This is a genomic window from Pantoea sp. AN62, from assembly GCF_050432985.1.
Classification (GTDB): domain Bacteria; phylum Pseudomonadota; class Gammaproteobacteria; order Enterobacterales; family Enterobacteriaceae; genus Pantoea; species Pantoea brenneri.
The window spans coordinates 143,874-157,800 of sequence record NZ_JBNPYB010000013.1 but is presented as its reverse complement, the minus strand read 5'-3'; the positions used below and the strand labels follow the sequence as shown (position 1 = coordinate 157,800).

Here is a 13,927-nt window from a genome sequence, read left to right as displayed (position 1 = left end):
TGTGCTAACGTCGGATGATGAATACTGTTGCTAAAATAATGAGATAACGCCTGCAGAGCACTCCCCGGAGGAAGTTTCCATGACCGATGAACAAGGGCAAACGTTGTTGTACACCTTGTTTGGTACAACCAGCCCTCATTGGCGTCTGACCGCGGACAGCGATGCGCTGAATTTTGCCGAAGATGAGTCGTCACTAACCAATATAGCCCTGCCGCTAACCCCCGGCCAGGCTGCGATGATACGGGCCATGCCGGTCATCACCTCAAGTATTAATCTGACGCTGCCGTTGCAGGGTGTTGCGGTACCGTTGCATCTGGTCGGCCGCAAAGTTAACCAATCTTCGTGGGCCGGAACCGCCTCTGCCTGGGGCGATACCGCCGCGGTTGCCCGTGATTTGACATTAGGGCTTTCATTCGCCGAACAGGTGGTTTCGGAAGCCAATTCGGTGATCGTCATTCTTGACCAGCGTGGCAACATCCAGCGTTTTAACCGCCTGAGTGAAGAATATACCGGTCTGAACGAACATGAGGTGATTGGCCAGAATGTCTTTCAGCTGTTTATGACCAAACAGGAAGCTGCGGCCTCGCGACGTAACATTACCGGCTTCTTCCGGGATGGTAACTCCTATGAGGTCGAGCGCTGGGTGAAAACCAGAAAAGGCCAGCGACTGTTCTTGTTTCGTAATAAGTTCGTTCACAGCGGCAGTGGCAAAAATGAAATTTTCCTCATCTGTTCAGGCACGGACATAACCGAGGAGCGTCGCGCCCAGGAACGTCTGCGGGTGCTGGCCAACACCGATACGGTGACCGGATTACCCAATCGTAACGCGATTCATCAGCAAATGAGTCAGGCGCTGGAGCAAGCTGGCGGCGATGAGACCGGCGTGGTCTATCTCGATCTCGATAATTTCAAGAAAGTGAATGACGCCTACGGTCATATGTTTGGCGATCAGCTGTTGCAGGCGGTGTCGCTGGCGATCCTGAGCTGCCTCGGCAAAGATCAGACGCTGGGTCGCCTGGGCGGTGATGAATTTGTGGTGCTGGCAGAACACACCAGCCAGGCGGCGCTGGAGGCGATGTCTTCCCGCATCCTCGAGCGTCTGCGTCAGCCGTTCCGCATTGGGCTGATTGAAGTCTACAGCGGCTGCTCGATCGGTATCGCCCTCGCCCCGATGCATGGCGAGGATCGCGAGAGCCTGATCCGCAACGCCGACACCGCGATGTACCATGCTAAAGAGAACGGCCGCGGCAAATTTTGTGTGTTTGCGGCTGAGATGAATCAGCGGGTGTTTGAGTATCTGTGGCTCGACACTAACCTGCGTAAAGCGCTGGAGCTGGATCACCTCATTGTCCACTACCAGCCGAAAATCGACAGTGACGGCAACGTGCGCAGCGCCGAAGCGCTGGTGCGCTGGATTTCACCGGAGCGCGGGATGGTCTCGCCGGGCGATTTTATTCCCTACGCCGAAGAGTCTGGGCTGATTGTGCCGCTGGGTCGCTGGGTGATGCTTAACGTGCTGAAGCAGATTATCGCCTGGCGTCAGGACGGCGTGTATCTGCGGGTGGCAGTCAACGTCTCTGCCCGCCAGCTGATCGATCAAAGTATCTACAGCGATTTGAAACAGGCGCTGACCGAGGCCGGTCTGACCGATTGCCCGATCGATATTGAACTGACCGAAAGTTGCCTGATCGAAAATGAGACCGAAGCGCTGAAGCTGATGAAGCAGTTTCAGGATTTGGGGGCTCAGGTGCATCTCGATGACTTTGGTACCGGCTACTCTTCGCTGTCACAACTGGCGCGGGTCCCGATTAACGCCATTAAGCTCGATCAAAGTTTTATCCGTAATATCAATAAGCAGCCGGTTTCACAATCGCTGGTGCGTGCCATCGTCGCCGTCGCCAAGGCGCTTGACCTGCAGGTGATTGCCGAGGGTATTGAAACCCAGGATGAAGAGAAATTTATCCTTAAAAGTGGTGTTGACGGGCGTCAGGGTTATCTCTACGCAAAACCAATGCCCGCGGAGCAATTTGGGCATTGGCTGGCTAAGCATCCTGCCCGCGTTTAACGCTGTTAATTACTAGCCCGCTTTACGCAGTGATGCGCTGTGGCGGTTTTGTAACTGTACCAGACGCTCCATATAAGCAATGTCTTTGGGTTCAATGGTAAAGGCGTAATCAACCCAATCTTCGGTAATGTCCATCAGCTCAGCGCGTGACAATTGCAGCACGCGCTGACGCGCTTTCAGCATTGCCCGCACGCCGTTGAGTTTCGGACGTAAGGTATCGATAAAGGTTCGGGTGGCGCGATAGCTGTCGCCAGGCTGAAACACTTTATCCACCAGACCGCGTGTTTCGTACCATTCCGCGCTGTGCGACTCCCCTTCACAGATCAGCTCTTCGGCCAGCTTCATGCCGGCACGACGTGCCACCAGCGAATAACCGCCCATTCCCGGGAACAGGTTAAAGGCAATTTCCGGGAAGCCCATCCGCGCGTTGTTCTGCGCCAGAATAAAGTGATGCGCCAGCGCAGCTTCAAAGCCACCGCCCAGCGCACTGCCCTCAATCATCGCCAGCGTGACCGCGCCGGTGTCAAAGCCGCGTGCTGCTGAATGGATACAGTCAACACAGGCCCGGGCATAAGCCCGCAGTGCTTCGCGCCGGTTATTACGGATGCACTCAACAAAGAAGCGCAGATCGCCTCCGGCGTTAAACATCTGTGGAACCAGCGAGCCCGTCACCCAGAAATCGATTGGCAGGCCGGAACGCTGCGCGGCATAGCTCAGGTTCATGATCTCCTCAATCAGTTCGTGGTTGAAGCTGGGACGCGGCTGAGCGCGCAGCATCATCCACATGGTGCGTCGTCCTTCCTCGTAATAGGCGACTAACTGGGTGGTGTTACCGACTTCGGTAAATAATCTGCACGTTGCTTGGTTAATAACTGTCATTGTCTCATCCTCTGTTTATATTTGATGCGCTTAATACGCCACATCAGCGTAATGCAGAGTGAGTCCAGACCAAATGAGAGATTGATTTACAACACAAAATCCAGAGTGATCCCCGACAGAGCTGTCGGGGATTGATTAGGCGGGTTACTTAATGGCAGCGCGTTGATCGATGGCGACATGCATACGCTTAACGCGTTTTGAATAGAGTGCGGTAATGATTGGCACCAGTACCGAAGTGACGATCACCGAGGTCGCCACCAGTGCCGTTGCCGCCGGCGCAACCGCTTTAAACTGCGGCAGCATTTCCGCAATCAGCACCGGTGTCGCTACTGCTGCCCCGGCGGTACTGGACGCGGCCACGCCCGCCGTGCCGTCACCGCCGCCGATCAGTCGATCGGCGAGAATCAGCGGGATACCGGTAATGATGATCACCGCCACGCCCAGCATAATGCCCAGCAGGCCGGTTTCGGCAATCACCGCCAGATTGATGGTATTACCCAGCGCAAACGCGAAGAACGGGATCAGGGTATGCACCGCTTTACCGAAGAATTCACGCAGTTCAGGATCAAGGTTCCCTAATGCAAATCCCACCACAAACGGCAGCACTGCTCCGACAAACACATGCGGCTCGAATGAAGCAATTCCTGCCGTCCCGAGAATCACCATGGTCATCAGCGGACCGGATTCAAGCGACATCAGCACAAAGGCGCCTGATTCCTCTTTCGAACCGTATTGCTGCATGATCGACGCGTAAAGTCCGCCGTTGGTCATATCCATCGCCGCCACCAGCGCCAGGGTGGATAAACCGGCAAACATACCGACTTCAACCCCGTTTTCCGGCATTACCCGTGACGCAATGGCCGCCACTACCCACGCCACAGCAATTTTGGTCAGCACCAGCGTGCCAGACTTGCGTAACACCGTGCCGGTGGCGCTCAGCTTGATCGACGCCCCCATACAGAAAAACCACACCGCCAGAATCGGTACGGTGCCGGTCATTAAGCCGTTGGTGAAAGAGCCAAAGTACTTCCCGGCACCAGGAGAGAAGGTATGACAGAGCGCGCCGATAAACAGCGGAATTAACATCATGCCGCCAGGGATTTTGTCTATTGCACGTTTGATATGCATATTAATGTCACCTTTGCTATGCCAGTGGGAGCTGCGAAAAGTGCCCGAAGGCGATGCAAGCAAAATAGTGACTGGGCGTAACGAAAACAGTGATCGCCACGATAAAATGAAACAGCGTTTTATTTTTATTGATCGATTGTTTTGATAAGTATGATCACGATCGCCATACCAGTTGTGACGGGAACAAAAAAACGGGACGCAGCTGGCGTCCCGACGATTATTTCTGACCGTACCAGGCGTTGTCGCCATGCTTACGTAAGTAGTGCAGGTCCAGCAGGGTTTGCTGGATCGGCGGCAGATTTGCCGTCAGCTGCTGGCTGAACAGCCCCATGTAGGCCACCTCTTCCAGCACCACCGCACTGTGTACCGCCGCATGTGCATCTTTACCCCAGGCAAAGGGTCCGTGCGAATTGACCAGCACCGCCGGTATCGCTGAAGGTGACAGGCCCCGCTGGGCGAAGGTTTCAATAATCACTTCACCGGTATTCCACTCATACTGCTGCTGGATCTCTTCATCGCGCATCGCGCGGGTACAGGGGATCTCGCCGTAGAAGTCATCGGCATGGGTGGTACCCCAGGCGGGAATCGCTCGACCTGCCTGCGCCCAGATGGTCGCATGCCGCGAATGGGTATGGACAATACCGCCGACCTCCGGCCACGCCAGATAGAGAGCACGGTGAGTGGCGGTATCAGATGAGGGACGTTTATCGCCTTCCACCACCTTGCCGCTGGCCAGTTCAACCACCACCATATCGTCGCGTGTCATCTCTTCATAACGCACGCCGGACGGTTTGATCACCAGTAAGCCCTGTTCGCGGTCTACCGCGCTGACATTTCCCCAGGTGAAGGTCACCAGGTTGTATTTAGGTAGATCCAGATTCGCGTCCAGAACCTGTTGTTTTAGCTGTTCCAGCATGCCTTTTCTCCTGCGGACAATTGTCCTTAAATTCTGCGGATTACGGCGCGAAAAGGTTATGGAGCAAATGGCTATAAACGCAGAGGGAAATGGCTGTGAATGCAAAAATGTGTCGTGATTTCAGAATTGTCTATCTTCGTAATTGGCGCAGAATGCATAGAATTCTCTCAGGCAACGCGTGGTCCTGATGGGCTGGCGTTGTCACTCACCCGCTACAGACAGTGTGTCGATGGTGAAGCCTGTTTCGATGCCGACAGGGAAGCGGCAATAATGGGCGCACAAGCGGGTTGAGGAAATATCGGAGCTATACTTAAGGTGTTGCCTCTGTGAGCACATTAAAGGAGAAGTTATGACAATTACAATGAAACGAATCACCGCTGCTGTACTGGCTACCACATTAGTTGTCGCGTTAAGCGGCTGTTCTAACTGGTCTAAACGTGACCGTAACACCGCGATTGGCGCGGGTGCGGGTGCGATTGGTGGTTCAGTACTGACCAACGGAAGCGCGCTCGGCACGGTCGGCGGCGCTGCTGTAGGTGGTATTATCGGTCATCAGGTCCATTAATGACCGTATTAAAATAATAATCGGCTACGCTAAGCATCTACCTGTCAATCGGGCTACAGAAGTAGCCCGATTTTTTTATTCAGCCGCCCGCCAGTTTAACTTTCATTCCTTTGGCTTCCAGCAGCGTTTTCAGCAGGTCGCGTTTGTCGCCCTGAATCTCAATAACGCCCTCTTTCAGCGAGCCGCCACAGCCGCACTTCTTTTTCAGCTCAGCCGCCAGTTGCGTTAATCCGGCATCATCCATATCGATACCGCTGATCAGGCAGACGCCTTTGCCTTTACGGCCACTGGTCTGGCGCTGAATGCGGACAATCCCATCACCTTTTGGCCGTTCAGCCTTTTGCTCCGGCTGCGTGATGCGGCCGCTGTCGGTTGAATAAACCAGTGGATTATCATTTGCCATTACTTCTCCTCCAGGCTGTGCAGAATGGCCTGCAGTGCCGCTGCCGGATCGGCAGATTGGGTAATCGGACGGCCGATCACCATATAATCCACGCCCGCCTGTTTAGCCTGCAGGGGCGTCATAATACGACGCTGATCGCCGGCATCGCTGCCTGCCGGACGAATACCCGGCGTGACCAGGGCAAAATCCTGACCGATCACCTGTTTGAAGCGGACCGCCTCCTGCGCTGAACAGACCACACCATCAAGGCCACATTCGCTCGTCAGTTTCGCCAGTCGCTCAGCCTGTTCGGCTGGCGAGAGCGTGATGCCCAGCCCTCTCAAATCCTCTTCATCCATGCTGGTCAATACCGTGACGGCAATCAGCAGCGGTGCCTCTTTACCATAGGGTAGCAGCGCTTCACGTGCGGCGTTCATCATGCGTGCCCCACCGCTGGCGTGGACATTGACCATCCATACGCCCAAATCGGCAGCGGCGGCCACAGCATGCGCGGTGGTGTTGGGAATGTCGTGGAATTTAAGATCGAGAAACACCTCAAATCCGCGCTGCTGCAACGTGGTGACCAGCGAGGGGCCAAACAGCGTGAACATCTCTTTGCCCACTTTCAGCCGGCAGCTGCGCGGATCGATCTGATCGACAAAGCGCAGCGCGCTGTTGATGTCGTGATAATCAAGCGCCACCAGAATCGGCGAAGCGGTCACGGTGTGGGGTGAAGGCATGTCATTTCCTCTGCAGTTGGCACCCGCGGGCGCGATAGACAAACGGCAAGCATTCTACCTGCGGCCTCGGGTCATCACAATCGCCATTCTCCGCCTGCCTGACGTTGCGTGCACCGTTGCCGCATTGGGGTTCAGTGAATATCCTTTAGTATGTTGTAACTATTAAACAGGTTGGCAGCGCACTGTAAGGCGCGGTAATTACTGGCCGTCAAGGCCCCGAATCGGCTTAACCGATGACCAGGTGCGGCACGATGGGCAATGCCAGTAGAGTGCATGGGCAGTAAAGCCACACTTCTGGCAGCGATAGCGCGGTTTAGTACGAATCTGTTCGCCGACCATGTCGCGCAGCACCATCAGGCTCTCTTTGGCGCGGCCATCTTCCGCTTCGTGCAGGTGGAAATCCATCAGGCGATGGAATACCCGCATGGTCGGGTGGCGCTGGAGTTGGCGGTTAATGTAGTTCTGCGCCGCTTCCGGCCCCTGCTGCTGTTCAAGAATATCTGACAGATAGAGTTCGGCTGCGGCACCGGTATTCTCTTCGACGCAGCGTTGCAGGAACTCTGCCCAGGCTTCAGGTTGATTGAGCCGCTGGAAGCAGGTTTCGAGCATCGACAGCGTCTCACTCACCAGCTCTTTGTCCTGATCCAGTACCCGCTGCAGGTGACCGACGGCTTTGGCATAGTCGCCTTTCTCCATCAGAATACGGCCCATCATAATCGAGACGCGCGCGCTCTGACGGTCGGCCGCCTCCCCTTTCTTCAGCAGGCTCATGGCGCGATCCAGGTCGTCGCTGCTCATCGCCTGAAGCGCCAGTTCGCAATAAAAATGAGCGATTTCGCCTTTCTGCTTATCTTTGCCCAGCTTGACCAGCCGCTCTGCCACTTCAATCGCCTGCTGCCAGTCGCTGGTCGCCTGATGGATCAGCAACAGCTGCTGCAGCGCGCCGATGCGGAAATCGGTTTCATCCGTGAGCTGCTTAAACATATCCTCTGCGCGGTCATAAAGCCCGGCCGCCATGTAGTCGCGTCCCAGCTGCTGGATCGCCAGCAGACGCTGTTCATAACTGAGGGAGGCACTTTCCATTAACGCCTGATGGATGCGGATGGCGCGATCGACTTCACCACGCGAGCGAAACAGGTTGCCCAGCGTCAGGTGCGCCTCGACGGTGCCGCTGTCCTCTTTCAGCATATCGAGAAACAGGTCGACCGCTTTATCCTGCTGATTGGAGAGCAGGAAGTTTACGCCAGCGACATATTCGCGTGACAGACGGTTAGCTTCCTGTTGCTTGTCCTGTTGCGCACTGCGGCGGCCCATATACCAGCCATACGCAGCCGCAACCGGCAGTAACAGAAACAGCAGCTCAAGCATCGATGTTTATTCCCGGCCAGCCGGTGAAGATGGCGTTGTCGCTACCACGGTGCTCTGCTCAAGCTGCGTCTGCATACGCTTAATTTTTCGATTGGCATTGGCCAGCGAAACGCGGGTGCGTAACCAGAACAGACCGCAGATCACCCAGCCGAGCACGAAACCTGCACCAAACAGGGTTGCCAGTAAGGTCGAAATGCTGAACTCACCCTGCGCCAGCAGGTAGTTGAAGGTAATAACCTGGTCGTTATGCGCGCCTAGCGTGACGGAGATGATGAAAATGACCAATACCACTAAAAAAATCAGCAAATATTTCACAGTGCATCCTGTTGTGAGGTTGTCAGGTAGAATTATGCCAAAACTCCAGCAAAAATGCTGCTCCCAGCAGCATCGGACGGCCCGCTTTTACGCCAGCCCGATCAATAATATGGGGACTTTATGGCGAATTACAATCAGGGTTCCCGCTGCGCCACCTCTTTTTGCTCCGCCGGCGGCAGGCTGAGTGGACCACAGACGCGCTGGGCCAGCCAGGTCGCGACGGTAACCAGCAGCCACGACAGCACGGTAGCCATCGCCAGATCGCGCGGCCAGTGCATGCCAAGCAGCAGACGACTGGCCATAACGCCCATCGCCCAGAGAAAAACAATCACTACCGTTTTGTAATGGCGACGCGGCCACAGCAACCCGATCGCCAGCAAGGCCCAGCTGGCGGCAAACATGGTATGACCCGAAGGAAAGGCGAAACCGGTTTCGAAGGCCCAGTGGCGCTTCAGCCAGCCGGGTATCCGGGTCTCATCCGCAATTAACGCGGTGACCATTTCGCCGCGCTGCTTGCGCTTCAGTTGATAAAACGCTTTGTCGTCAAGACCGTGGTGCTGTTCCAGCCAGATCACATACGGACGCGGCTCCTGCACCTGTTCTTTAATGAAAGATTTGGTGTACTGTCCGGCCAGGATGGTGGCGTTCATGATCAACAACAACAGGATGGCCGGTTTGAGGCGAAAACGCAGGCACCATAACACCCATGCGCTCAACAGCACGCTGGTCACAATTCCCCACGGATTGGTCACCGTTTCGGTCATCCAGAACAGGCCTTTCAACATCGCGTTGCTTTCACCCGGTTGCCATTGCCAGCCTGATAACCAGACACCGATCGGCATAATTAACAGCAGTAACATCCCGAAGGTGGTACGACGCGAAATTTTATACATCCTTTTCCCTTATATCGACGACAAACAGCGAAACCAGCATAACTTTAGCTTAAAAAAGAATAACATAACCGCTTTTGATTAGATAATTGTGCTTTATCACACCAATTGTTCTGACAGATTACCAGCGCGCCGCTGGGTTGTGGCACAATATTGCACGTTTGTCAGGCCACACTGGCCTGTGCGCTATCATGATGATAGTGCATCCTCTGAAGGTTCTGGAGAGTCACATGCAGCTTAAACGGGTGGCAGAAGCCAAACTGCCCACGCCATGGGGAGATTTCCTGATGGTCGGTTTCGAAGAATTGGCAACCGGACATGACCACGTTGCTCTGGTCTTTGGCGATATTAATGACAACGAGCCGGTGCTGGCGCGCGTTCATTCCGAATGCCTGACCGGTGATGCGCTATTCAGCCTGCGCTGCGACTGTGGCTTCCAGCTGGAAGCGGCGTTGAATGCCATCGCTGAAGAGGGTCGCGGCGCGTTGCTCTATCACCGCCAGGAAGGACGCAACATCGGCCTGCTGAATAAGATCCGCGCCTATGCGTTGCAGGATAAGGGCTACGACACGGTTGAAGCCAACCATCAACTCGGTTTTGCCGCCGATGAACGCGACTTCACGCTGTGCGCTGATATGTTTAAATTGCTCGGCGTAAATGAAGTGCGTCTGCTGACGAATAATCCACGTAAAGTGGAGATCCTCAGCGAGGCGGGGATTAACATTGTTGAGCGGGTGCCGCTGGTAGTGGGTCGCAATCCCAAGAACGCGCACTATCTGGACACTAAAGCGGAAAAGATGGGGCATATAATGCCGAAGTCTTAAATTAAAAAGCCGGGTTTCCCCGGCTTTTTTGTTAGTCCAGCATGTTACGGATCACTTAGTCCAGCATGTTACGGATCACGTAGTGCAGGATGCCGTCGTTACGGTAATAGGTCAGCTCGTTGCCGGTATCGATGCGGCAGCGGGTATCCAGCTCCTCTTTACTGCCATCAGCGCGGGTCAGCGTCACTTTCACCGTACAGCCTGGCGTCAGCGCGCTCAGGTTCTCTACGTCAATGCGCTCTTCCCCGGTCAGCCCCAGCGTTTTACGGCTTACGCCCTGCGGGAACTCCAGTGGCAGTATCCCCATGCCAATCAGATTCGAACGGTGAATACGTTCAAATGATTCGGCAATCACCACCCGCACGCCCTGCAGGCGTGGTCCCTTCGCCGCCCAGTCGCGACTCGATCCCGATCCATACTCTTTACCGGCGATGACCGCCAGCGGCACGCCTTCCGCCTGATACTTCATCGCCGCGTCGTAAATAGCCAGTTGCTCGCCACTCGGATAGTGACGGGTATACCCGCCTTCTACGCCGGGCACCATCTCATTGCGAATACGGATATTGGCAAAGGTACCGCGCATCATCACTTCATGGTTACCGCGACGGGAACCGTAAGAGTTGAAGTCGTTGCGCTCTACCCCGTGCGCCAGCAGATAACGCCCCGCCGGACTTTCAGCCTTGATACTGCCAGCCGGGGAGATGTGGTCGGTGGTGACCGAGTCGCCCAGCATCGCCAGCACCCGCGCGCCACGAATATCCTGCACCGGCTTAGGTTCTTTCTCCATATCATCAAAGAACGGCGACAGCCGGATGTAGGTTGAGCCTTCATCCCAGTCGTAGGTCGCGGCTTCACTCACCTTGATCTGCTGCCATTCTGGCGTGCCGTCAAACACTTCGGCGTACTCTTTGTGGAACATGTCGCTGGTGACCTGCTGCACCGCAGTGGAGATCTCTTCTGGCGATGGCCAGATATCTTTCAGATAGACCGGCTGGCCGCTACGATCGTGCCCAAGTGGATCGGTCTGCAGGTTGATCTTCATATTACCCGCCAGCGCATAAGCGACCACCAGCGGCGGCGATGCCAGCCAGTTGGTTTTGATCAGCGGATGGATACGGCCTTCAAAATTTCGGTTACCTGAGAGCACGGCGCCGACCGTCAGATCGCCCTGCTTAATCGCCGATTCAATCTCATCTTTCAGCGGCCCGGAGTTGCCGATACAGGTGGTGCAGCCGTAGCCGACCAGATTAAAGCCCAATTGGTCGAGATAAGAGGTCAGCTGCGCCACGGCCAGATAATCAGACACCACCTTTGATCCCGGTGCCAGCGAAGCTTTCACCCAGGGCTGTCGTTTCAGGCCCCGCTCAACCGCTTTTTTCGCCAGTAACCCAGCGGCCATCAGTACGCTGGGGTTGGAGGTATTAGTACAAGAGGTAATGGCGCTGATCACCACTGCGCCATCGGTCAGCGTGTGGGTCAGTCCGGTATTGCTGTCGGTATAGTCGACCGCTTTATGGGGTTTCTGAGCGTGGTTGACCTCCAGTTCATTACTGGCGTCAAAGGCGGCGGGGACGTCACCGAGTGATACCCGGTCCTGCGGACGTTTAGGCCCGGCCAGGCTCGACTCCACATCGTTCATATCCAGCGCCAGAGTACTGGTAAAACGTGGCTCATCGCCCGGATTGCGCCACAGGCCTTGCGCTTTGGCGTAGGCCTCAACCAGCGCCACCTGTTCAGCTTCACGCCCGGTGAGCGTCATATAACTCAGAGTCACTTCATCAACCGGGAAGAAGCCACAGGTTGCGCCATATTCAGGCGCCATATTCGCAATGGTTGCCCGGTCAGCCAGCGGGAGATCGGCCAGTCCGTCGCCATAGAACTCCACGAATTTCCCTACCACGCCGTGCTTACGCAGCATCTGGGTAACCGTCAGCACCAGATCGGTGGCGGTGATGCCCGGGCGTAATTTGCCGGTGAGTTTAAAGCCCACGACATCCGGAATCAGCATTGATACCGGCTGGCCGAGCATCGCCGCTTCCGCTTCAATGCCGCCCACGCCCCACCCCAGCACGCCGAGCGCATTAATCATGGTGGTATGTGAATCGGTGCCGACCAGCGTGTCGGGCCAGGCATACTCTTCCCCGTTCAGGGTTTCGTGCCAGATCGCTTTGCCAAGATACTCCAGGTTGACCTGGTGGCAGATACCGGTGCCAGGCGGAACCACGCGGAATTTATCGAAGGCTTTCTGGCCCCAGCGCAAAAAGACGTAACGTTCGTGGTTACGTTCCATCTCCAGCCGGACGTTCTCTTCAAACGCGTCATCATCACCGAAATGGTCAACGGTGACCGAGTGGTCAATCACCAGATCAACCGGCGACAAGGGATTTACCTTCGCGACATCGCCGCCCAGCCGGTTGACGGCTTCACGCATTGCCGCCAGATCGACCACCGCCGGCACACCGGTAAAGTCCTGCATTAATACTCGTGCAGGACGGTAGGCGATTTCCCGATCGGCATGCGCATCTTTTTGCCAGTCAACCAGCGCCTGGATATCTTCCGCGGTCACGGAATCGCCATCCTGCCAGCGCAGCAGATTTTCCAGCAAAACTTTCAGGGATTTGGGTAAGCGATCAATGTTACCGAGGTGTTGAGCAGCGTGGGGAAGACTGAAGATGTGATAATTTTTATTGTCGACCTGCAGTATTTCCTGACTCTGCTCGCGTAGGGTAGACGACATAGCTCCTCCTTTATAATCGTGGTCTTTAAACCTTAGAGAGTTAAAGGTTTATGTTAAAGATAGACCACAAATTCGTTAACGTTTTGATTACAACACAAATTGCTACAATCGGCCGAAACGAAAATGCCCCGTCCGGAGACGAGGCATCAGAAAGAGGTGATTTAATTCAAATCAGAGCGTGATCCACACCGCCGCAGACCAGAACGCAAAGCAAAAGGCATATGCGCTAAGCCAGGACATTTTTATGATATTCATTTTAGTTCACTCCTTCGCCTGAATTTGGCGTACAAAGGCCTGCGATCATCCACTAAGGATGAAACCCGTTTGTGTTACTGAGTGTGGAGTTGGGCTTTTAACGTGCCCGCCGGAGAAACCGGAAAGAAGAGCAAAGAGCAGTAAGAATAATAAACGGTACAGCAAACAGCGTTATTTAGTTTTAGGGTCCAGGAACGACTCGATAAAGTGTCGCTGGTTATCACTCAAATCCCAGGAATCGGGGATAGACACTTTTTCGTCCTTTGCAAGCGGCTCTTTTCCTTTACAGGAAGCGGGCTTGTGCTGACGCGCAGTCAAAGAACGTTTATGGCTGAGTGTGTTTGCCCACATGGCTTTAGCCCCAGATACGCCAGATCATTAATGCAACAACTACCCAGAACAGCGCTGAGGCAGCGAATACGGTCAGCCAGGCTTTGCGGCGGGTGTTGCCAGTGCGCTCAACCTTGGTGCTTTTTGCCGGGAAGCCCGGTTGTACAGTCAGTCGTGTATTCATAGTTTTTGATAATCACTCTCAACAAAATGATTGATAACAACGATTAAGATTTAGGACGAATCCTAAACGCGTTAAGGCCAAAAATCCAGTTATTTTTATTGAGTAAAACGATTAACGCTATTAATCAATAAGGCCTAATCACGTAAGAAATCATTAACCGCGGAACAAACTTTTAATTAAACGATCACATTGTAAATTTGAGTTAATTTACGTTTAGGACCATTCAAAACTAAAGAGCGGATTAAAGAACCTGATATCAGCGGGCTTTTCATCAGGTCTTAACTGGAGTATGGGAATATTCCTGGCGTCCCGCAAAGCGGCAAGGTAAAAAATGTGTAGTAATTCGCAT

At 54.5% G+C, this 13,927-nt stretch carries 13 protein-coding genes; 3 read left to right on the top strand and 10 right to left on the bottom strand.

The features are described 5' to 3' along the window. Positions 1 to 79 precede the first annotated feature (79 nt). Positions 80 to 2,065, top strand: coding sequence for a cyclic di-GMP phosphodiesterase (pdeR, locus tag FHW04_RS16500; protein WP_089561449.1), 1,986 nt, complete (start codon positions 80 to 82; stop codon positions 2,063 to 2,065). 12 nt (positions 2,066 to 2,077) lie between these two features. On the opposite strand, the gene FHW04_RS16495 is transcribed toward pdeR, so the two are convergent. The 3 genes from FHW04_RS16495 to araD all read right to left on the bottom strand — a co-directional run bounded on the left by FHW04_RS16495 (position 2,078) and on the right by araD (position 4,988). Next, positions 2,078 to 2,944: a crotonase/enoyl-CoA hydratase family protein gene (locus FHW04_RS16495; protein ID WP_031374543.1), complete on the bottom strand. Its 867-nt coding sequence runs from the start codon at positions 2,942 to 2,944 to the stop codon at positions 2,078 to 2,080. A gap of 144 nt (positions 2,945 to 3,088) precedes the next feature. Beyond that, on the bottom strand, positions 3,089 to 4,072 hold the full coding sequence (gene kdgT / locus FHW04_RS16490; RefSeq protein WP_031374544.1) for a 2-keto-3-deoxygluconate transporter: 984 nt from the start codon (positions 4,070 to 4,072) through the stop codon (positions 3,089 to 3,091). 217 nt (positions 4,073 to 4,289) lie between these two features. Further along, positions 4,290 to 4,988 (bottom strand): L-ribulose-5-phosphate 4-epimerase, encoded by a 699-nt coding sequence (araD, locus tag FHW04_RS16485; RefSeq protein ID WP_031374545.1) that lies wholly within the window; start codon positions 4,986 to 4,988, stop codon positions 4,290 to 4,292. Between the two features lie 349 nt (positions 4,989 to 5,337). On the opposite strand from araD, the gene osmB reads away from it, so the two are divergent. Continuing rightward, positions 5,338 to 5,553 (top strand): osmotically-inducible lipoprotein OsmB, encoded by a 216-nt coding sequence (gene osmB, locus FHW04_RS16480; RefSeq protein ID WP_031374546.1) that lies wholly within the window; start codon positions 5,338 to 5,340, stop codon positions 5,551 to 5,553. Positions 5,554 to 5,632: 79 nt separating this feature from the next. On the opposite strand, the gene yciH is transcribed toward osmB, so the two are convergent. The 5 genes from yciH to pgpB form a co-directional block, all read right to left on the bottom strand. Further along, complete coding sequence (gene yciH / locus FHW04_RS16475) at positions 5,633 to 5,956, bottom strand: stress response translation initiation inhibitor YciH (protein ID WP_031374547.1); 324 nt, start codon at positions 5,954 to 5,956, stop codon at positions 5,633 to 5,635. Then, positions 5,956 to 6,675, bottom strand: coding sequence for an orotidine-5'-phosphate decarboxylase (pyrF, locus tag FHW04_RS16470; RefSeq protein WP_167375070.1), 720 nt, complete (start codon positions 6,673 to 6,675; stop codon positions 5,956 to 5,958). Before pyrF ends, yciH begins: the two co-directional genes overlap by 1 nt. A 198-nt stretch (positions 6,676 to 6,873) precedes the next feature. After that, complete coding sequence (lapB, locus tag FHW04_RS16465) at positions 6,874 to 8,043, bottom strand: lipopolysaccharide assembly protein LapB (protein ID WP_031374549.1); 1,170 nt, start codon at positions 8,041 to 8,043, stop codon at positions 6,874 to 6,876. A gap of 6 nt (positions 8,044 to 8,049) precedes the next feature. Further along, complete coding sequence (locus tag FHW04_RS16460; protein WP_031374550.1) at positions 8,050 to 8,358, bottom strand: LapA family protein; 309 nt, start codon at positions 8,356 to 8,358, stop codon at positions 8,050 to 8,052. Between the two features lie 134 nt (positions 8,359 to 8,492). Further along, positions 8,493 to 9,251: a phosphatidylglycerophosphatase B gene (gene pgpB / locus FHW04_RS16455; protein WP_031374551.1), complete on the bottom strand. Its 759-nt coding sequence runs from the start codon at positions 9,249 to 9,251 to the stop codon at positions 8,493 to 8,495. Positions 9,252 to 9,478: 227 nt separating this feature from the next. Between pgpB and ribA the strand changes: the two genes are divergently transcribed. Beyond that, entirely contained in the window at positions 9,479 to 10,072 is a 594-nt protein-coding gene (ribA, locus tag FHW04_RS16450; RefSeq protein ID WP_089561448.1) for a GTP cyclohydrolase II, read from the top strand. A gap of 55 nt (positions 10,073 to 10,127) precedes the next feature. Here ribA and acnA read toward each other — a convergent pair whose 3' ends face one another. Next, positions 10,128 to 12,809, bottom strand: a complete 2,682-nt coding sequence (acnA, locus tag FHW04_RS16445) for an aconitate hydratase AcnA (RefSeq protein WP_089561447.1) — start codon at positions 12,807 to 12,809, stop codon at positions 10,128 to 10,130. 610 nt (positions 12,810 to 13,419) lie between these two features. Then, the gene (locus tag FHW04_RS16440) at positions 13,420 to 13,578 is read right to left on the bottom strand and encodes a YmiA family putative membrane protein (RefSeq protein ID WP_071778593.1); all 159 of its coding nucleotides are present in this window, start codon (positions 13,576 to 13,578) and stop codon (positions 13,420 to 13,422) included. Positions 13,579 to 13,927 lie beyond the last annotated feature (349 nt).